The 19,611-nt window shown below is 70.4% G+C and carries 14 protein-coding genes; 3 read left to right on the forward strand and 11 right to left on the reverse strand.

Annotated elements, in window-relative coordinates:
* Nucleotides 1–3: 3 nt before the first annotated feature.
* From HNR67_RS23065 to HNR67_RS23110, 10 genes are all read right to left on the reverse strand, one after another.
* Nucleotides 4–1,329: an aminotransferase family protein gene (locus HNR67_RS23065; RefSeq protein ID WP_221490011.1), complete on the reverse strand. Its 1,326-nt coding sequence runs from the start codon at nt 1,327–1,329 to the stop codon at nt 4–6.
* Nucleotides 1,326–1,688, reverse strand: coding sequence for a VOC family protein (locus HNR67_RS23070; RefSeq protein WP_221490012.1), 363 nt, complete (start codon nt 1,686–1,688; stop codon nt 1,326–1,328). Before HNR67_RS23070 ends, HNR67_RS23065 begins: the two co-directional genes overlap by 4 nt.
* Nucleotides 1,689–1,858: 170 nt before the next feature.
* Nucleotides 1,859–2,944, reverse strand: coding sequence for a diiron oxygenase (locus tag HNR67_RS23075; RefSeq protein WP_185004285.1), 1,086 nt, complete (start codon nt 2,942–2,944; stop codon nt 1,859–1,861).
* 10 nt (nt 2,945–2,954) lie between these two features.
* The gene (locus HNR67_RS23080) at nt 2,955–3,674 is read right to left on the reverse strand and encodes a class I SAM-dependent DNA methyltransferase (RefSeq protein WP_185004286.1); all 720 of its coding nucleotides are present in this window, start codon (nt 3,672–3,674) and stop codon (nt 2,955–2,957) included.
* Between the two features lie 221 nt (nt 3,675–3,895).
* Nucleotides 3,896–4,534 carry a hypothetical protein gene (locus HNR67_RS23085; RefSeq protein WP_185004287.1) on the reverse strand — a complete coding sequence of 213 codons (639 nt, stop codon included), beginning with the start codon at nt 4,532–4,534 and terminating at the stop codon, nt 3,896–3,898.
* On the reverse strand, nt 4,515–5,027 hold the full coding sequence (locus HNR67_RS23090) for an acyl-CoA thioesterase (RefSeq protein WP_185004288.1): 513 nt from the start codon (nt 5,025–5,027) through the stop codon (nt 4,515–4,517). The genes HNR67_RS23085 and HNR67_RS23090 overlap by 20 nt, the downstream gene beginning before the upstream one ends.
* Nucleotides 5,027–10,726, reverse strand: coding sequence for a type I polyketide synthase (locus tag HNR67_RS23095; RefSeq protein WP_185004289.1), 5,700 nt, complete (start codon nt 10,724–10,726; stop codon nt 5,027–5,029). The genes HNR67_RS23090 and HNR67_RS23095 overlap by 1 nt, the downstream gene beginning before the upstream one ends.
* Nucleotides 10,719–11,753: an enediyne biosynthesis protein gene (locus tag HNR67_RS23100; RefSeq protein ID WP_312987866.1), complete on the reverse strand. Its 1,035-nt coding sequence runs from the start codon at nt 11,751–11,753 to the stop codon at nt 10,719–10,721. Before HNR67_RS23100 ends, HNR67_RS23095 begins: the two co-directional genes overlap by 8 nt.
* Nucleotides 11,750–13,681, reverse strand: coding sequence for a CRTAC1 family protein (locus HNR67_RS23105; RefSeq protein WP_185004290.1), 1,932 nt, complete (start codon nt 13,679–13,681; stop codon nt 11,750–11,752). The genes HNR67_RS23100 and HNR67_RS23105 overlap by 4 nt, the downstream gene beginning before the upstream one ends.
* Entirely contained in the window at nt 13,678–14,676 is a 999-nt protein-coding gene (locus HNR67_RS23110) for a DUF1702 family protein (RefSeq protein ID WP_185004291.1), read from the reverse strand. Before HNR67_RS23110 ends, HNR67_RS23105 begins: the two co-directional genes overlap by 4 nt.
* Nucleotides 14,677–15,253: 577 nt before the next feature.
* On the opposite strand from HNR67_RS23110, the gene HNR67_RS23115 reads away from it, so the two are divergent.
* The 3 genes from HNR67_RS23115 to HNR67_RS23125 are packed head-to-tail and all read left to right on the forward strand — an operon-like array spanning nt 15,254 to nt 18,480.
* Nucleotides 15,254–16,213 (forward strand): glycosyltransferase, encoded by a 960-nt coding sequence (locus HNR67_RS23115; protein WP_185004292.1) that lies wholly within the window; start codon nt 15,254–15,256, stop codon nt 16,211–16,213.
* Between the two features lie 10 nt (nt 16,214–16,223).
* Nucleotides 16,224–17,588: an NDP-hexose 2,3-dehydratase family protein gene (locus HNR67_RS23120; protein ID WP_185004293.1), complete on the forward strand. Its 1,365-nt coding sequence runs from the start codon at nt 16,224–16,226 to the stop codon at nt 17,586–17,588.
* A 43-nt stretch (nt 17,589–17,631) separates the two neighbouring features.
* Nucleotides 17,632–18,480: an ABC transporter permease gene (locus HNR67_RS23125; protein ID WP_185004294.1), complete on the forward strand. Its 849-nt coding sequence runs from the start codon at nt 17,632–17,634 to the stop codon at nt 18,478–18,480.
* Between the two features lie 156 nt (nt 18,481–18,636).
* On the opposite strand, the gene HNR67_RS23130 is transcribed toward HNR67_RS23125, so the two are convergent.
* Nucleotides 18,637–19,611, reverse strand: a complete 975-nt coding sequence (locus HNR67_RS23130) for an ATP-binding cassette domain-containing protein (protein ID WP_185004295.1) — start codon at nt 19,609–19,611, stop codon at nt 18,637–18,639.

Consider the following 19,611-nt stretch of genomic DNA (forward strand, 5'->3'; position numbering starts at 1 on the left):
CGTTCACCCGGCGGCCGTGACCTGGTCGAGCACCTCGGCCACCTGGTCGGCCTCGGCCAGGCTCAGCGTCAGCGGCGGGAACAGGCCGATGCCGCCACTGGCCAGCAGTGGGTGCACCAGCAGACCCCGGTACCGGCAGCCGATCACCGCGGTCATCACCTCCAGGATCGAGGCCGGACCCTTGCCACCGCGCGGAGACAGCTCGATGCCGATCATCAGGCCCCGGCCCCGGACATCCCGCACGGTCGCCCGCGATCGCAATGGCGCCAACCGGTCGAGCAGGTACTCGCCGACCACCCGGGAGTTCTCCACCAGCCCTTCGCGGTCGAGCACGTCCAGGGTGGCGATCGCGGCCGCGCAGGCCGCCGGGTTGCCGCCCTGGGTTTCCCCGTGCAGCAACGGCAAACCGGCCCGCCGGAACGCGTCGAAGATCGCCTCGGTGAACAGTGCCGCGCCCAGTGGCAGATAGCCGCTGTTGATGCCCTTGGACAGCACCACCACGTCCGGGCGCAGGTCGTAGTGCTCGCCGCCGAACATCCGGCCGGTCCGGCCGAAACCGGTGGCCACCTCGTCGGCGATCAGCAGGATCCCGTTGTCCCGGCACAGTTCGCTCACCCCGGCGACGAACTCCGGCGGCAGCGGGATCACTCCGCCGGAGGCCAGCACCGGTTCCAGGATGACCGCGGCGATCCGCCCGCGCTCGGCGTCGACCAGTTGTGCGAACGCGGTCAGCGCGGTCGCGCCGGGCGGATCGTCGGCGATTCGCGGGGTGGGGATCTTGCGCACCCCGCTCAGATCGGCGCCGTAGGCCCGCTGTTCGATGTCCTCGCCGGTCACGCTCATGCTGCCGTAGAGCGTGCCGTGCCAGGAGTAGCGGTCCAGGGACACGATCAGCCGTCGTTCGGGCTCCCCGGTCAGCCGGAAGTACCGGCGCACCACCTTCATCGCCGTCTCCACCGCGCTCGCGCCGCCGGTGGTGAAGTGCACCCTGGTGAGTCCGGGCGGCGCGATCGACAGCAGCCTGCGGGCGAGGGTGGTGGCGGGCTCGTGGGAGAACAGGAACAACGTGCCGTAGGACAGCTTCCGCAGTTGGCTGGTGATGGCGTCCAGGATGTCGGGATGGCCGAATCCGCAGGTGACATTCCACAGTCCGGCGGTCCCGCTGAGGTACTCGTTGCCCTGATCATCGCGTACCCGGACACCCGAGCCCGATACGATCCGCACGCCGTGCTCGGCCATGAACGAGTAGTCCGACATCGGGTTCCACACCGGATCCGCCGGAATCGACGGGACCGGGACTTCCGCGACTTCGCTGGACGCCTCACTCACTCGGTCAACTCCTCCACAAAGGTCACCTCATTGCCCTCGGCGTCGAAAATGGTGCTCGTCTTGACGATGCCCGGGTATTCCTCCACCGCACCCGCGGTGAATCCGGCCGCCTCGATCGACTTGACCTGTGCGGCGAGATCCCGGACCCCGATCACCACCGAACTCTTGCCGGCGCGATCCGGGTTCTCGGTGAGCTGCACCCAGGCATTGGGCGCGAGCTGCCATTCCGCGATTCCCTCTGTGGGCACAACGTCGGGCTCACGTCCGAAAAGCTTCGAGTACCAGGACTGCGCAGCTTCGAAATCAGCCACCGCAACGCCGGCGAGCACGCTGTCGATGTTCTGGTCTCCGGCCGTCAATTAACTGCCCTCCAGTGGATAGGAGTGAAACTTGGCGCGGCTCAACCTACACGAAACGGACATCCCGGTCGAGCATTGATCAGTGCTTCGCCGGATCGTGTGCGCATTGTTCAGTCAACTCGTGTACACAATTTATCCGCACGTCCCGGCCATTTACACAGACAACTCGCCTATTGCTCACCCGCCTCGATCGTTTGCGCCACCTGGGCCACCCTGGCGGCGTCGGCGGCCTCCACCTGTTCGGCCACCCGGTCGTCCCTGGCGTGCGTCTGGTCCAGGTCCACCGCCTCGAACTGGATCACCCCCATGTCCTCGAAGGCCCGCCGCACCTTCGGCCCGCACAGCCCGATGTCCTGCACCGCGGGCACGATCCGGGAGAACAGCTGGGTGCGGAACCCGCGCATGAACGGCGAGTGCTCCACGTGCTCCAGGCAGTCCCGCACCGGCAGCCCGAGCCGCTCGAAGACCTCCTCGCCCATCAGCCGGTCCCGCATCAGGTGGCAGGCGTCGACCACGAACTCCTCCCGCTCGGCGATCTCCCTGGCGGTCAGCTCGCGGTAGAGGTCGCGCAGCCCGATCCGGCCGAAGGCCACGTGCCGGGCCTCGTCCTGCATGACGTAGGCGTTGATGGCGCGGAACAGCGGATGTGTGGTGGAGTCCCGGCCCAGTGCGAACGCGGCCAGCGCCAGGCCCTCGATGAGCACCTGCATGCCGAGCTGCACGATGTCCGCCCGCGGATCCGCCAGCACCGCGGTGAGCAGTTCCTTCATCGGCGCCGAGATCGGGTAGGCGAGGTCGATCTTCTCCCGGACCAGCCGGGAGAAGACCTCCACGTGCCGGGCCTCGTCCACCACCTGGGTGGCGGCGTAGAACTTGGCGTCCAGCTCGGGCACGGTCTCCACCACCCGGGCCGCGCAGATCAGCGCGCCCTGTTCGCCGTGCAGGAACATGGAGTTGTTGAACGCGGTGACGTGATGCCGGTACTCGTTCCGCTCGGCCTTGGTCATCTTCTCGAAGACCGGTGAGCCGAACAGCGGCAGGAAGTGGTCGGGCTCGTGCTCCGGCGAGGTCGGGTCGAACGGGATCGACCAGTCGATCCGCTCGTTGGCGTCCCACTGCTTGGCCTTGCCGCGTTCGTAGAGCCCGAGCAGCCGGTCCTGGCTGGGGTCGTAGTCCCAGTCGAAGACCACGGTGGCGCTGGTGGACAGCGACCACTTGGTCTGCTCGACGGGCAGCGCGTAACGCCTGGTGCTCACCGGCCGCCCCTCACACCTTCTCGAAGACCGACACCGCGAGGAAACTGGCGCTGGTGAAGGGTTCCTGACCCCAGCCACCCCACCGGGCACGCAACCGCAGGCCCGCGAGCCGGGCCATCAGGTCCAGTTCGGCAGGCGAGACCAGCCTGCCGCGGAAGGGCAGCACCCGGACCTGGTTGTCGGCCAGGATGATCTCCCTGGTGCTGAACCGCTGGGTGGCCGAGTTGGCCTCGGTGGCCCACAGCACCGCGCTCTTCTGGCCCATGTGGATGAGCAGGATCCCGCCGCCCGCGGGGTTGGGATCGAGCTGTCCCAGGGTTTCCAGCACCAGCACGCCGTCCTCGGTGAGTCGCTCGGCCGCGTTGGTGATGCACTGGAGCTGCTGTTCCTGGGTGCGCATCAGCAGCAACGTGTTGTCCACGCAGGAGATCAGCCGGAACCGTTGGGACAGTGGGATGTCCGGCAGCAACGCGGTGACCGTGCGCACCGAGGCGCCGCCGGGTTTGGCGGCCAGCGCGGCCAGCATCCGCGGCGAGTTGTCCAGGCCGTGCACCTCCAGCCCGGCCTCGGCCAGTGGGATGGCCACCCGGCCGGTGCCGACCCCGAGTTCCAGCACGGGTCCTGGCCCGGCCAGCTCGGCGAGGGTGGCGATCTCGTCCTTGGGCGCGATGTCGCCGTACACCGAGTCGAACACCTCGGCGAACACCTCGCCGTAGGTCTCGCTCTCCATCCGTACCGCCTCTCCCTACCGTGTCGGGGACTGCTTTCTGCGTTGTGCGCCAACGATCTCCGCGCCCGCGGAGCCGCGGGTGGGAGGGCGGCACGGGGCAGGTTGGCACACGCGAACCCGCCCTCCCGATCGATCGCGCGTCGGACCGGTCAGCTCGTCAGCTCCTCAGCCCGGCCGCCCCGCGATCCTCGGGCCGGCGGTGGCCCGACCTCGGTCACCGGTCAGGACGAGATGATCCCGGTGAGTGTGCTCGCGGTCGCCTCCTTCGTGGCGATCTCGTCGCCCTCCTCGGTGTAGAGCTTGACCACGCCCTGCTGGATGAACGGCTCGCCGATCGGCGGCACCGTGGTCACCATGGCCCGCATGATCGCCGGACCGCGGTTGTGCAGGCGCCCGAACGGCGTCTCCACGACCAGGTTGACCTCGGAGACGCACGGCACCGGCACGGAGCCGAAGGTGATGTCCGCCGGGACCAGGCAGTGGCCCAGCGTGGGCCGGATCATCGGGTCGACGCCGCGGCCCATCAGGATCCGGATCGGGGTGTCAGTGCCGAAGAGCACGGTGCTGACGCCGGTGGTGATGAAACGGTAGGTCTCCCAGTCGAACCGCAGGCTGCCGTCGCTGAGCAGCACGGGGTCCGGGATCGCGATTTCGCTCTCCAGGGAGGTGAGCTTGATCTGCTCGCGCGGGGCGGCGGGGTCGCTGCCGTCGCCGAGCACCACGTCGATGGTGGTCTCCACCGTGGTCCGGTAGCCGAGCTGGCCGTTGCCCAGCAGCACCCGCGGCTGCATGTGGGTCAGTGCGGCGGCGATCCGCTCGTCCACGCTCGTCGTGGTCCGCTCACGTAATCGTGCGACCATCTTTGTCCTCCTCTGTCGGGTTGTGCGCACCTCCGCCTGACGGCGAAGTCTCGGGCGGGATTCCGTTTCGCTGGTAGGCGGCCACCGCCGCGGCCACGGCGGTGATCAGCGTGGCGGGCACCGGCCGGGGCCGGGGCCGGTCACCGTCGCGGGTGAACCAGGCCAGGCCCTGTTTGCCGCGCGCGATCGGCTGACCGGCGCGCAGGTACTCGAAGAGCAGGGTGAGCCGGTTCTGCAGCACCTCGCCGACCCGCATCCGGATCAGCACCTCGTCGAAGGCGTGCAGTTCGGCGTAGTAGTCGCAGGAGCAGTGCGTGGTGACCAGCAGGGTGCGTTCACCGAGTTCGGCCAGCACCTCGGGCGCGCGGGTGCGCAGGAACAGTTCCCGGCACTGTCCTTGCCAGCGCAGGTAATGGGTGAAGTAGACGTTGCCGAGGGCGTTGGTCTCCTCGAGGGTGACCAGGTGCCGGTGCTCGAAGGCGGGGAGGTCCATCACGGCTCCTCCGGTTCGAGCACGGCGCAGATGACCAGGTCCTCGATGCCGCCTACCCGGAGCAGGGTGGTCGCGCAGCGGTGACCGTCCACAGTGAACAGTGCCCAGCCGTCGGCGGTGGCGTGCACGGTGGGGATGCCCGGTGTGCGACCGACCTTGCGGGCGCACTCGGTCACGCACCAGAGCCGGGTGGCCGCGGTGTCCAGGTCCTCGGCGAGTTGTTCGGCCACCCGCAGCCGGTCCGGGCCGAGCAGGTCGGTCCAGGCTTGCCGGGTGCGGGGGCGGACGGCTTCCAGGTCGCAGCCGAGTGGGTGGTCCCCGACCACGGCGAGGGTGAGATCGCCTTGGTGGGCAAGGGAGATGTCAATGCCGGGGGCGAGGGGTTTGCCGTCGGCGCGGTGACGCAGGTCGAGGTCCCGTCCGGCGGCGCGGGCGGCGGCGGCCAGTGCGGCGGGTGCGCGGTCGCCGGTGGCCACGCCCAGGCCGATCCGGCCCAGGCCGAGCAGGTCATCGAGGCTGCGTTCCAGGTAGGGGCCGAGCAGGGCGGCGGGCCACGGGGACTCGGTGTCCAGTGGGCCGATGGCACGCAGGGACAGGCCGGTCCAGGTCTCGCAGATCGCCCCGGAGAGTTCGCGGACGACCAGGTCGACGGTGATGGTGTCGGTGCCCCGGCCGGTTTCCACCGCGTCCACGACCAGCCGTCCGGACAGCGGGCGGTGCCGGGTGATCCGGTCGATCCGCTCGGGCAGGCAGCGCCGGTGTGGCACGCAGGCCTGGAGCGCGTGGATGAAGGAGTCCCTGGCGCCGGGGTCGCCGAGCAGCAGGTGCTGGGGCTGGTACTCGCCGAACCAGGTGTCGCCGGGGCGGGCGTCGATCTCCACCACGCACCGCCGCGCGCGCAGTTCCCGGTAGGCCCGGACCCGGCGCAGGTTGTCGTGGTGGAACAGCAGCCGGTCGTAGACATCGCGGCCGAGGTCGAGTTCGACCGGTGGACCGGCGGTCGGCGTCGGCTCGATGCCTTGGTGTGGCTGGAGTTCCGGGGCCACGGTGAGGTGCGCGCGGAAGTGGTCGACGGCGTAGGCGGTGTCGTCGGCACGCACCACGACCTCGACCCGGCCGTCCGGTTGGTGCAGGGCGGCCACCCGCAGTACCCGGCCGCCGTCGCTGGGCACGGTGACCGGCCGGGTCAGCTCGACCCCGGTGAACCCGGTGACCTCGCCGCCACGCAGTCCGGTGGCCGCCTGAGCCATCGCCTCCAGGCCGAGCACGCCCGGCAGCAAACAGGTTCCGGCCAGCGCGTGATCGGCAAGGTAGGGGTCGCTTGGCACGGTGAGATCGCTGTCGCAGACCAGTTCCACCGCCGGGTAGTGCACTCGTGGCCGTTCCAGGAACCGGGTCAGCGGCAACTCGCCGGCGCCGGTGTTGATCGTGGGCGGGAAGCCGAACCGGCCGGTGACCACCACGCTGGTGGATTCCGCCGGCGTGGCGAGCAGTTCGCGCAGCACCCGGGTGGCGGTCTGCGGCGGCATCGCGTCCACCCCGGCGCCGGCGAGCGCGGCCACGCTGCCCAGGCGGGTGCCCATGCCGACCTCGGACCAGACCGACCAGTCCAGGTTGAGGAACCGGCAGCCGGGCAGGCGGGCCGCGGCGGCCGCGATCTCCAGGCCGAGCCAGTCGTTGGCCAGTGCGTAGTCGGCCTGCCCGGCCATGCCGATCCGGCCGATGATCGAGCCGTAGCCGATCACCAGGCGCAGGCAGCCGGGTTCGACCGCGTCCAGGATGTTGCGCAGGCCGTCCAGTTTGGGGGCGAGGGTGGCGCTGATGGCGGCGGCGTCCAGCCTGGCCAGTCCGCACGGCCGGTTGGCGCCCGCGGCGTGCAGCACGGCGGTGACCGGGCCCAGGTCGGTGCTGATCTCGTCGATGGCGTGTTTGACCGCGTCCGCGTCGGTGACGTCGGCGCACAGGTAACGGACCCGCCGCCCGCCCGCGCGCAACCGGTCCAGGGTGAGCGCGACCTCCGGGTGTTCGGCCGGGTCGGCGCGGCCGAGCACGGCGACCGCGGCCTCGTTGTCCGCGACCAGGGCGAGCGTGCTCTCCGCGCCGATGCCACGACCGCCGCCGGGGACCAGCAGCACGTCGGAGCCGGTCAGCGGTGGGGCCTTGGGCGCACGTCCTGGCGGGTGCGGGTAGAGCACGGGTTCGGTGAGGCGGCCTGCCTGGTCGATCCGGCGTTCGGCGAAACCGTGACCCTGGGCGGCTTCGGCCTGGGCCAGGGCGAGCACGTGCGCGCTGGGCGCGGACGGGATCTCGATCAGGCGGACCGGGCGGCCGGGCTGTTCCAGGGCCAGGGAGCGGCCGAGGCCACCGGCCTCGCCGTGGTGCAGGATGGCGATCCGGTGCGCGGCCGGGGACTGGATGGCCTGCTGCACGGCCTGCACCAGCCAGTGCGCGGCCTCGTGCGTGCGGGCGCCCCTGGTGTGGATGAGGAAACCCGGGGTACCGGCGGTGTCCGGGAAGGCGGGGGCGAGCAGGTCGCCGTCCTCGGCGAGCACGGTCCAGGCGATCTCCGGCACCCGGGTGGCGGCGGAAACCGGTTGCCAGTGCACGCCGAAGGTGCGCACCCAGGGGGCGACTCCCGGTGGCGGGGTGTCCAGGTCGGTGTCGGCCGGTGGCTGCTGGGCGAGCACCTCGGCGAACTCGGTGAGCGAGGCGTCGGCCAGGTCGGTGGGCACCGCGGGCGGGGCCACGCCGAGGGCGCGCGCGGCGAGTCCGGCGAGTTCGGCCACGGTGATCGAGTTGAGCCGCAGGTCGGCGAGCATCCGGTGACCGGGTTCCAGGGATTCCACCGGCAGTTCCACGTGTTTGGCGACCAGTGCGCGCACCACGGTGAACGGATCGCTCTCAGTGTCCACAGTGGACTCTTGCGGTGCCGGTCGCGGGGTCGGCAGCAGGATCGGGGCGGCCTCGCCGGGCAGGTCGTCGGGGACCAGCTCGCAGGGGTTGGCCAGGAAAACGGGGCGGCGCAACGGATCCGCGGTCCGCTGCACCCGGCCCGCGGCGAGTCCGTCCAGGGCCACCTCGGCCCCGTGCACGTGTGCGGCGGCGACCGCGCCGAGGAAGTCGCGGATGTTCTCCCCACCGCAGTCGGTGGCCAGCACGGGGATGGCGAGCTGGGTGGTGGCCAGTCCGGTCAGCAGGGCGCCGGGGCCCACCTCCAGGAGCAGGTCGCACCGGTCGGCGAGCCGGTGCAGGGCGGTGCTGAACCGCACCGGCGAGGTGACCTGCCCGGCCAGGTAGGCGGCCAGGTCGGTGTCCGCTGGCAGTTCGCCGCCGAGCACGGTGGAGATCAGGCCGGGCCGCACCGGCTCGAAGGCGACGCCCGCGAGGTGGGTGGCGAACCGCCGGGCCACCTCGGCGACCAGCGGGGAGTGGAAGGCGTGCGTGACCGGCAGCCGGGTGGCCCGGAATCCCCTGGCGCGGGCCCGGGTGCAGGCGGCCTCAATCGCGAGGGCCGGGCCCGCGAGCACGATCCGGTCCGGCGCGTTGAGCGCGGCGATGGTCACCGGCAGGTCGTCCACCAGGCGGTCCACCACGTCCTCGGTGGCGGCCAGTTCGGCCATCGCACCACCGGTGGCGGAGTGTTCGGCGGTGGCGCGGCCGCGTACGGCGGCCAGGTCCACCGCGCTGTGCGGGGCGGTGGCGCCCGCCCAGCACAGCGCGGCCAGCTCGCCGATGCTGTGTCCCAGCACCGCGTCCGCGTGGATGCCCAGTTCGGCCAGGGCGGCGACCCCGGCCAGCGCGGCCCGCACGATCGAGGGCTGTGCGAGCGCGGTGTCCGTGCGGTCGCCCACGGCGGATCCCGGCGCGTGCGGGTACAGCTCGGCGAGTTGCTCGAAGCGGCGGCGCAGCACCCCGCCGCCGAGGTAGACCGGCGCGGCCTGGCCGGGGAATAGGAAGCCGATGCGCGGGATTCGCCGCGGTTGGCCGAAGAACACCCCGGCGGCGGCGTCGATCCGGGTCTGGCCAGCGTCCACAAAGGACCGCAGCTGGGCGAGCTGGTCGTTGAGGCGGAACGGGGTGTCGGCCACGATCGCGGCGCGCACCGGCTGTCCGGTCCTGGTGGTGGAGCAGCGCAGGATGGCCAGGTCCCGCAACGAGCCGAAGCTGAGGTGGTCGGTCTGCGCGCGCAGCCGGTCGATGTCCTCGGCCAGCGAGCGGAGATCGGGTGCGGCGAACGGGATGATCTCGGCGTTCTGCGGGGTGCGGGCGAGCACCCGCTGCCGGGCCATCGGCACGCTCCGCCGTGGCGCCGGGGTGCCCTCCAGAGTCAGGTGGGTGTTCACGCCGCCGAAGCCCATCGCGCTGATTCCCGCGCGCGGCAACAACTCCGGCGCCCACGCCTCGGGTTCGCGGAGCACCCGGAGCTTCGGGTCGGGGCCGGTGAGCAGGTCGTGCGGGGTGTCGCAGCCGGTGATCGGCGGCAGGGTGCGCTCGTGCACGGCCATGATCGCCTTGAGCAGTCCGGCGATCCCGGCGGCGGCCTTGGTGTGCCCGATGTTGGCCTTGATCGAACCGATCACCGCAGCGGACGCGGCCGGGTCGGCGCCGCGGCGGGCCTCGGTGAGGGTGGCCAGCTCGATCGCGTCGCCCACCGCGGTGCCGGTGCCGTGGCCCTCGAACAGGCCCACGGTGTCACTGCCGTACCCGGCCCTGGCGTAGGCCCGGCGCACCGCCAGCGCCTGCCCGCGTTGTTCGGGCCGGGTGATGCTGCCGCGGCCGTCCGAGGACACACCCCAGCCACGCAGTACCGCGTACACCCGCGCGCCCCAGCGGTGGGCGTCTTCTTCCCTTGCCAGTACAGCGAATCCGCAACCCTCGCCCGGCCAGAAGCCCTCGGAATCCTTGTCGTAGACCCGCATCAGCCGTGGGGCCAGTGCGCCGACCTTGGCGAAACCCACCAGCTCGAACGGATCCAGGCTCAGGTCGACCCCGCCGGCCAGCATGACATCCACATCGCCGCGGGTCAGCGTCTCGGCGGCGTTGATCACCGCGAGCAGCGAGGAGGCACAGGCCGCGTCCACCGTCCAGGCCCCGCCGTGCAGGTCGAAGGTGTTGCAGACCCGCCCGGCGATGGTGTTGGACAGCCCGCCCGCCAGGGACTCCTCGCCGATCGGCTCGAACGGCGCCTTGTACTCGGTCTCCAGCTCGCCCAACAGCTCGGCCCGGGTCTCCGCCGCCCAGCCGCCGCGGCGTAGCACCGCGTCCACCCGCCGCCGCACGTACGGCCAGCGCAGCCGCAGCGCAGCGGTGCGGGAGAACTCGCCGGTGAGCGTGTTGCCCACGACCACGCCCACCCGGTCCGGATCCACTGCCAGCTCAGTGAATCCGGCATCGGCGAGTGCTCGTTCGGCCACGTCCACCGCGAGCCAGTGCGTGCTGTCGACCGCCCGGTAGGTGGCGCCGCTGACCCGGTGCCGCAGCCGGTCGAAGGCGTAGTCGGCCAGCACCGCGGCATACGGGCTGTAGAACTTGTCCGGCGCGGTCGGATCGTTGTTGTGGTAATCGGCCAGTGGCAACCGTTCCGGCGGGATGCGCCGGAAGGAACGGTGCTGGGCAAGGGCGTTCTCCCACAGCTCCCGCGGACTGTCCGCGTCCGGGTAGCGGCAGCCCAGCCCGATGACCGCGATGGACTCAGGCATCGGTCTTCTCCAGCACGCCGGTGCTGGTCCGCCCGTTGCGACTGGGCGCCTCCGCCGCCACCAGGGGTTCGCTCGCCTTGGCCTTCGAGCGCGCGGACAGGTCCAGGGTCCAGTGGTAGGCGCCGCGGATCGCGCACACGATCGCGATGCAGTAGAACAGCCCGAACACCACGCCGGAGCTGACCAGCACGCCGTAGACCGCGGCCGAGCCGAGCCCGAAGGCCACCTGCTGCCACTTCCCGGTCGGCGAGGTGCCGGGGTCGGTGATCATGTAGTTGGTGAACAACAGGAACGCGGTGCCGGTCATCAGCCCGAGTCCGGACAGGATCGAGTTCTCCTCCGGGAACAGCAGTCCGCGCAGCACCGCCTGGGCGGCCATGCCCAGCAGCCAGGCCGCGATCAGCGGGCCCTTGCGGGTGAGTTTGACGTTGAGCAGGGTGCCGAAGGCGACCAGGATCAGCGGGATGATCCAGTCCAGCACGCCGGAGACGTGCGCGGTGAAGTGGTACATCGGCGCCGGGCCGATCACGGTGGGGAACACGGTCAGTGCCACCGCGATGGCCAGGTTGGACGGGTTGAGGAAGTGCCGCAGCTTCCCGCTGATCCGTACCCGCAGGATGTACTTGGACCCGATGGCCAGTGCGGAGGCGAAGGCGTAGGGCCACAACAGGTTTCCCGCGTAGATCAGCAGGCCGAGGGAGAGCGCGGTGATGTGGGTGGGCAGCATGAAGTTGACGAACCCGATCACGCCGCCGCCGAGGAAGCGCGGCCGGAACCCGTTGGCCCACGCCTCCAGGGATTCCAGGCTGAGTTCCAGTGCGTAGGCGGTGCCGAGCAGTACCGCGATCTGCGCGGCGGAGGCCTCGAAGCCGAGCCAGAGGTAGCCGAGGATGGTGAAGATGGTGATCGAGGTGGCGAACCGGCGCAGTGCGGAGATCCGCTTGTCCGGCGGGGGAATGATGGAGGCGATGGTCAGCAGATGCCTGCGTAACGGCGGGATGGAGTCCCGGTCCCTCGGTGTGCTCACGACGCCCCCAGTAAGACGGTGTTGCGGCCGGGGCGCACCGTGACGGTGGCGCGCTGGACCGTTCCGGTGCGGTCCCGCCAGGCCAGTTCGACCGGCAGGTCCGCGTTCTCAGGTGTGGCGCCGAGGCCGAAGTGCAGCACCGGACTGCTCACGCTGGCGTGCCCGTTGCCGCCGTCGACCTCCTGCCGCAGCACCCGGCCATCCGGCAGCCGCACGCTCGCGGTGGCACCGGCTGCGGGGGAGCCGAGCTGACCGGGACCGGCGGGCAGGACCTTGGTCGAGTTGGTGGAAGCGTTGGGCGGCAACAACAGTTGCAGGGACAGCGTCCGGCCGCAGCTGGTGCACTTGTTGGTGTGCAGGTAGCTTTCCGCGTACTGGTTGGCCACCGCGAAGTCCAGCCGCCCGTCGCCGTCCACGTCGCCGGTGGCGATGCCACGACTCGCGCCGGGCTCGTCGATGCCCAGCCGCGCGGACTCGTTGGTCCACTCCTCGCCGGGGCCGCGGACGAAGAAGGCGTTGTGCTCCCGGCCCGAGACGTCCGCACCCGCTGGCAGATTCGGCCACAGGCCGACGTGCCGCTGGATGAGGTCGTTGCCCATGGCCAGTTCCTGCACCTGCGGCCACAGATTGGTCTCGCCGGTGACGAATCCGGTGGCCTGCACCAGTTCCCGGTTGCCGTCGCCGTCGAAGTCGCCGAACTTGGCGTCCCAGGACCAGCCGCTGCGGGAGACCCGCATCTGGTCGGCCCGGTCCTCGAACGGCGCGATTCCCCTTGGCGCGTCCTGGGTCCAACGGCCGGTGTTGATCCAGGCGAAGTGGGTTTCCAGCAGGCCGAAGGGGGCGGTGAGGTTGCTGACGAAGATGTCGGTGTGCCCGTCGCCGTTCATGTCGTCGAAGGCCACGCCCATGCCCTTGAACGAGTCGTTGCCGATCGCCTTGGATTTGGGTGTGAGGAAGCCCTTTTCGCCGTGCAGCACGGTGAACTTGACCTGGCCTGGCCGGGAATCGTTGCGCAGCAGGTAGTCCGGGCCGAAGTCGTTGGCGAAGTACAGTTCCGGCCGCTGATCGCGGTCGAAGTCGTGCGCGCCCACCGCCAGGGTCCAGGAGGTGGCCTGGGGCAGCGCGGCCGAATCGTCGGCGAACCGCACCGTCGGACTGTCCCCGCCACCGGCCCCGGTCCAGCGCAGCAGCCGGTTGCGACCGCCGTTGGCCGCGGCCGACATCGAGGAGTGCATCTCCATCTTCTCGTCCTGAGCCACCGTGGCGTCGAGCAGCCGGTTGCCGTCGGGCATGTAGTTGCCCACCACCAGGTCCAGGTGCCCGTCCGCGTCCACGTCGGTGGCCACCACGGAACTGCTCGCCCAGCGCTCGGTCGAACCCGGCAGCAGTTCGACAGTGGCGAAGGCAGCCGGACTCAGTTCGGTCTGGGATTCCTTGCGCAGGTGGGCGATTGGCGTGCGGCCCCAGTAGTAGGTCAGCAGGTCCAGCCTGCCGTCCTCGTTGAGATCCACCGGCAGGCAACCCATCGGCGCGATCGTGCGATCCCGCACCGGTCCCGCTTCGAGGGTGAACGGCTGGAACCGCGGTGGCGTACCAGGTGCGGGGGAGAGGGTGACGGTGTTGGTGCGCGGATCGGTCAGGCAGACATCGCGTGCGGTGCCCGCGCCGTCCAGGTCGGTCAGCGCGACCGCCGAACCGGTGGCCGAGACCCACGCCTCGATCCGCCGGTAGTCCGGCTGCAGCTCGCGCACGAACCGGAAACCGTCCACCGCCTTGGCGGTGAGGGCCTGCCGCTGGAAGTCGAACCGGCCACGCAGCCCGGGATCATCGCCCGGCCCGCCCGCCATCGCCGCGGTCTGCACCGCCAGCGCCGCGACCACCACGGCCGCGACCAGTCCGGGAACATGCCTACGCTGGGGGAAAGTCATCGCTCAGCCCGCGCTCCTCGAACGGGCGCACCACGGAACACGTCCTGCACACTGGCGCGCCATTGCTGGTAGGACGGTGTCTCGCCGTGCCCGGCGAGGGCGGCGAGGCGTTCGTGCAGCAGCTCGTGCGCCTGGGTGGCACTGCGCTCGGCCAGCACGGCGCAGGCGCGTTCGGCGCCCTCGGGGATCACGCCCGCGGTCACCCGCGCGGTCGCCGCCGCACAGCAACCCTGGGCCAGTTCGGGGCGATACGGTCCGGCCAGCTCGACCAGCTGCCGGTACTCCTGCTCGCTGACCCCGCCCGCGTAGGTGGCGGCGAGTCCGACACCAGCCCACAGGTCGGCGTGCCTGCCGCCGGTGAAGGCGCCGATCCGGCCGGCGACCCGGCGCACGTCGGCGCCCTCGACGAACCACAACGCCCGGCCAACGCCCTGGTCGAACACCCGGCGCTGCTGCTCCCGCCACCGCGGGCTCGGCCGGACCTCGTGCACCTTGTGCGGGGCGGCGAAATAGGCCTGGTGGAAGCCGAAACCGTCGAACATCAGCCAGGCCAGCAGGGTGTCGTCGGTGCGGTCCAGCCGGGGGTGCAGCCGCAGCCGGGCGAAGGCCCAGCCCGCGCCGCAGTGGATCAGGTAGCGGTGCCGTTGCCCCGGTCCGGCCAGCAACGCGGTCAGCCGGTCGCCGCCGGGGGGCAGGGTGTCCAGGATGGCGTAGGACATGGCCGCGCCCTCGAAGGCGAAGCCTTGGTAGGCGGCAGGCACGGCCGCGGTGATCAGCTCGGCCAGCCGGTGCGGATCGGGTTCGTCCACCCCGGCGTTGTAGCCGTGCACGAAGGACCGGCCGACGGTGTCCAGCACCTCCCGTTTGGCCTGCGAGGTCACCGCGAACCCACGGCGTTCCAGGGTGGCCTCGCGTGGGTCGAGGATCAGCGCCCGCCGGCGCAGCCGCTTTCCCAGGCGAACCAATGGCAGTATTAATGTGCGATCGGCATGCATTACCACACCCCCAGGGCATAGCCAGCGCTGGCGACATGCTTCCGGACCGATCGAGACAATCACTATCCCGACGAACAAACAGCCGCATATAAGCGACTAGTCGCAATCTCCGGCGAGCATACCGGTCAAATCGGACGGCCGTCAATGGCCGATCTCAATGCGTTCGAGAAGTCCGTAAACGGATCTTAGACAATTGTCCTTGATCCATCGCAGCGGCTGCAATGTGCACATTTTTTGCCTGGGTAACCGTGGCTTGCGCAGACTCGTGCCTGGTTGTAGCTTCGGGGCGACTGAGGTCTGCGGGCAAAGACCGTTCGGTAATTAATTTACACCCACGTCGAGGGGGCGCCCTGGCATGCGTATTCTGTACACTGCCCCACCGGCCTACGACCACATTCTGAGCCTTGCGCCGATTGCCGCGGCTGCGGTCCGGTGCGGGCACCAGGTTGCCATCTGCGCCCCGGAACGCTTCAGCAATCCGGTCATCTCCGAGCTGGGTTTGGAGTTCATCCCGGCTGGGCAGGACTGGGTCCGCGAGTTCATTGATTCCGCCGAAGAGACGGTACTCCCTGACCAAATGGCGGATTTCACCACCCGCTTCATGGTGGACATGTTCTGCGGCGAAGGCGCGGCGATCATGGCCCGCGATGTGGCCGAGGTGATCGAGAAGTGGGGCGCGGACCTGGTGATCCGGGACGCCTGCGAGTTCGGCGGCTACCTGGCCGCGGAGAAGCTCGGCCTGCCGCACGTCTCGGTCGCGGTGCTGGACTACAACTACAAGTTCCTGGTCCCCGGGGTCACCGCCGCGCTCAACCTGCTGCGCGCCGGCCTGGACCTGCCCCCGGACCCCGACGGCAGCCGCGCCTTCGCCCACTTGCACGTGGATCTGGCCCCCGCGGAGTTCCAGCCCGAGGAGAACGCGATCCCCAACATCCGGCGCTACCGGCCGGACGGGGTCCGCCCCGGCCAGCGCCTGCCGGACTGGATCACCGAACTGGACCCGGACAAACCCCTGGTCTACGCCAGTTTCGGCACCGCGGCCGCCACCCTGCCCGAGTACGCGAAACCGCTGTCCACGGTGATCGCCGGACTCGGTCAGCTGGACTGCACCGCGATCGTCTCCACCGGCAAGGCGGCCGACTGGGAGACCGACGCCCCGGTCGCACGGGACGCGGTGCCGCCCAACGTGCACCTGGCCGAATGGGTGCCACAGGCGCTGCTGGTGCGCTGCGTGGACCTGGTGGTCACCCACTCGGGCCCGTCCACGGTGCGGATGGCGCTGGCCGGCGGGGTGCCGATGGTGTCGGTGCCACTGCTGTTCGACGCCTTCGACGTGGCCCAGCGCTGCACCGACCTCGGCATCTCGATCAAGCTCGACTGGACCGCGCTGACCCCCGGCGAGGTCGCCGACGCCTGCCGGCGGGTGCTCACCGAACCGGGGTTCCGCCGCCGGTCCAGGGCGATCCAGCGCCGCGCGCTGGCCCTGCCACCGGTGGACGACGCCCTGATCCGCGACCTGGAAAACCTGGCCACCTAAGGAGATCGCGGTGACCGCGGCCGGTTTGCAGCTGCGCGAGGACAGCGGACTGGCCGCGCGGCTGGCCCGCTCCGCCGCGGTCACCGGCGAGGGCGCCTGCCTGCGCACCGAGGAGGTCGCGGGCTGGCTGCGGGCCAGGGTGCTGGCCAACCGCTACCGGGTCGGCGAGATCCCGTTCGCCGCACTGGAAGGCTGGTCCTTCCAACGCGATTCGGGCGACCTGAGCCACCGCAGCGGCCGGTTCTTCCGGGTGGCCGGACTGCACGTGCGCACCGAGCAGGGGCACTTCCCGGAGTGGCAGCAGCCGATCATCGACCAGCCCGAGATCGGCATCCTCGGCTTCCTGGTCAAGGAGTTCGACGGGGTGCCGCACTTCCTCACCCAGGCCAAGATGGAGCCGGGCAACCCGCACCTGGTGCAGCTCGCGCCGACCGTGCAGGCCACCCGCAGCAACTACACCCGGGTGCATCAGGGCGCGCCGGTGCGGTTCCTGGAGCACTTCCGGCAGCCGAGGGCGGGCACCGTGGTCACCGACGTGCTCCAGTCCGAACACGGCGCCTGGTTCCTGCGCAAGGCCAACCAGAACGTGATCGTGGAGACCACCGCCGAGGTGCCGCCGCACGAGGACTTCCGCTGGCTGACCCTCGGCCAGCTCGGCGAGTTGTTGCGGCAGGACAACGTGGTCAACATGGACGCCCGCACCGTGCTCGGCTGCGCCCCGGTGCACTCCGGCAGCACCGCCCTGCACTCCGATGCCCAGGTGCGCTCCTGGTTCGGCCGCGAACGCTCCCGCCACCAGGTCCGCACTGACCTGATTCCACTGGCCAGGGTCAAGGGCTGGCGGCGGGACGCGCACGCGATCGAACACGAGCACGGCCGCTACTTCCGGGTGAAGGCCTACGCGGTGGAGGCGAGCAACCGCGAGGTGCCCGCCTGGACCCAGCCGTTGCTGGAACCGGTCGGCCAGGGCGTGGTCGCCTTCCTCACCCGGCGCCTGAGCGGTGTCCCACACCTGTTGGCCAGGGCCAGGGTCGAGGGCGGATTCGCCACCACCGTGGAACTCGGACCCACCGTGCAATGCATCCCGGCGAACTATCGGCACCTGCCCCCTGGTGAACGGCCCGCATTTCTCGATATCGTCCAATCAGCGGAGCCGGGACAGGTCCGCTATGCCGCCGTACACTCCGAGGAAGGTGGCCGGTTCCGCCATGCGGAGAGCAGGTATCTCGTGATCGACGCGGAGGTCGACGCACCCCCCGGATTTTTCTGGGTAACTCCGGGGCAGCTCACCGCATTGGCCCAGCACCCGCATTATGTGAACGTCTCGGCGCGCACCCTCCTCGCGGTCGTCAACAGCGCGGGAGTCCGGCTGTGACCAGCAGTTCGGCGCGTCAGCACGAAGTCAATCGGGAGGATTGATGACGACCGTCTCGCCCACCACCGACACCCCGCGGTTCGACCCGGCCGCGTTCCGGGTGTCCTATCCGCGGCAGATCGCCATCATGGTCAAGCGCAGCGCGACCCACACCCGGCGCATGCCGGAGATGCTGATCGATGTCACCGCCCAGCCCATTGTCTTCGTGCTGTTGTTCGCCTTCGTCTTCGGCGCCTCCATCACGGTGCCCGGCGGATTCGACTACCGCGGCTGGATGCTCCCCGGAATCATTGCGCAGACAATCGCCTTCGCCGCCTTCATTGTCGCCACCGGCATCACCGGCGACATCGAGAAGGGCATCATCGACCGATTCCGCTCGCTGCCGATCGCCCGCTCGGCGGTGCTGGTCGGCCGCTCGGTCACCGGCCTGGCGCACGAGTCGATCGCGGTGGTCATCGTGGCGATCACCGGCCTGATCATCGGCTGGCGGGTCAACACCGACCCACTGAGCGGCCTGGCCGGCTTCGCCCTGGTGCTGCTGTTCGGCTTCGCGATGGTGTGGGTGGGCATCCTGGTCGGCTCGGTGATGCGAACCGCGGAATCCGTGGAGGGCCTGCTGTTCGCCTCCCTGTTCCCGTTCACCTTCCTGGCCAACTCCTTCGTGCCCACCGAGCCGATGCCGTCCTGGATCCGCGCCATCGCGGAGTGGAACCCGGTGTCCTCACTGGTGCAGTCGCTGCGCGAGCTGTGGGGCAACGGCGCGGCGGCCCCGGCGGACGCGCAACTGCCACTGCACTACCCGATCCTGTCCATCCTGCTGTGGTCCGGGCTGATCATCGCGGTGTTCGCACCGCTGTCCCTGCGCGCCTACTACCGCCGGACCGAGCGCTAGACGCCCGACCACCCCACGGTGTGTTGGCCGTTCTCGTACACAGTGTTGGCCGAACTGGTACGGCCACCGTCCACTTCGGCCAACACACCGTCCCGCGATGGCCAACACCGTGTACAAGAACGGCCAACACGCCGGCGGCTGGCCAGGCGCTTGGACCTACTCCGCGGCCTGGGCGGCCACCGGTTCGGCCCGGTGGCCGGTCAGGCTGAGGAAGACGTCGTCCAGGGTCGGCCGGGCCAGTGCGATGTCATCCACCGCGATGCCCTGCGCGGCCAGCGCGGTGGCCAGCCGGATGAGATCGTCGAGGCCGTCGGCGGGCGCCGTGAGCCTGCCGGTGCCCTCGTCCCGGAACACCTCGCCGCGCTGGGTGCGGATCAGTTCCGCCGCCGCGGCCACGTCACCCGGGTTGGCCACGATCACCTCCAGCGCGGAGCGCCCGGCCCGGTCCTTGAGTTCGATCGGCGTGCCGGTGGCCACGATCCGGCCCTGGTCCATCACCACGATCTCGTCCGCGAGCCGGTCCACCTCCTCCAGGTACTGGGTGGTGAGCAGCAGGGTGGTGCCGCCGCGGACCAGTTCCCGCAACACATCCCAGAGTTCGAGGCGGCTGCGCGGGTCCAGGCCGGTGGTCGGCTCGTCCAGGAACAGCACCGGCGGCGAGGCGAGCAGTCCGGCGGCCAGGTCCAGTCGCCGCCGCATGCCGCCGGAGTAGGTCTTGACCGCCCGATCGGCCGCGTCGGTCAACAGGAACTGCGCCAGCAACGCGTCCACCTGGGCGGCCAGCCGTTTGCCGGTGATGCCGTACAGGCTGCCGATCATGCGCAGGTTCTCCCGGCCGGAGAGGATCTCGTCCACGGTGGTGGACTGCGCGATCACCCCCATCCGGCGGCGCACCTCATCCGGCTGGGTGACCACGTCGTACCCGGCGATCCGCGCGGTGCCCGAGGTGGGCCGCAGCAAAGTGGTCATCATCCGCACGGTGGTGGTCTTGCCGGCCCCGTTGGGCCCGAGCAGCCCGAGCACCCGCCCCGGCGGCACGGTGAAACTCACCCCGTCCACGGCCCGTTTCCCGTCGAATTCCTTGACCAGATCCACTGCCTGGATCGCGGGCTGCTCCGCGGGTGCACGCAT

It is taken from the genome of Crossiella cryophila, assembly GCF_014204915.1.
GTDB lineage: Bacteria > Actinomycetota > Actinomycetes > Mycobacteriales > Pseudonocardiaceae > Crossiella > Crossiella cryophila.

What these genes read in the sequence shown, in the direction of transcription:
- HNR67_RS23080 (WP_185004286.1), bottom strand. Translation starts at nt 3,674, where the DNA reads ATGGAGAGCGAGACCTACGGCGAGGTGTTCGCCGAGGTGTTCGACTCG.
- HNR67_RS23085 (WP_185004287.1), bottom strand. Translation starts at nt 4,534, where the DNA reads ATGGTCGCACGATTACGTGAGCGGACCACGACGAGCGTGGACGAGCGG.
- HNR67_RS23090 (WP_185004288.1), bottom strand. Translation starts at nt 5,027, where the DNA reads ATGGACCTCCCCGCCTTCGAGCACCGGCACCTGGTCACCCTCGAGGAG.
- HNR67_RS23095 (WP_185004289.1), bottom strand. Translation starts at nt 10,726, where the DNA reads ATGCCTGAGTCCATCGCGGTCATCGGGCTGGGCTGCCGCTACCCGGAC.
- HNR67_RS23105 (WP_185004290.1), bottom strand. Translation starts at nt 13,681, where the DNA reads ATGACTTTCCCCCAGCGTAGGCATGTTCCCGGACTGGTCGCGGCCGTG.
- HNR67_RS23110 (WP_185004291.1), bottom strand. Translation starts at nt 14,676, where the DNA reads ATGCATGCCGATCGCACATTAATACTGCCATTGGTTCGCCTGGGAAAG.
- HNR67_RS23115 (WP_185004292.1), top strand. Translation starts at nt 15,254, where the DNA reads ATGGCGGATTTCACCACCCGCTTCATGGTGGACATGTTCTGCGGCGAA.
- HNR67_RS23125 (WP_185004294.1), top strand. Translation starts at nt 17,632, where the DNA reads ATGACGACCGTCTCGCCCACCACCGACACCCCGCGGTTCGACCCGGCC.
- HNR67_RS23130 (WP_185004295.1), bottom strand. Translation starts at nt 19,611, where the DNA reads ATGCGTGCACCCGCGGAGCAGCCCGCGATCCAGGCAGTGGATCTGGTC.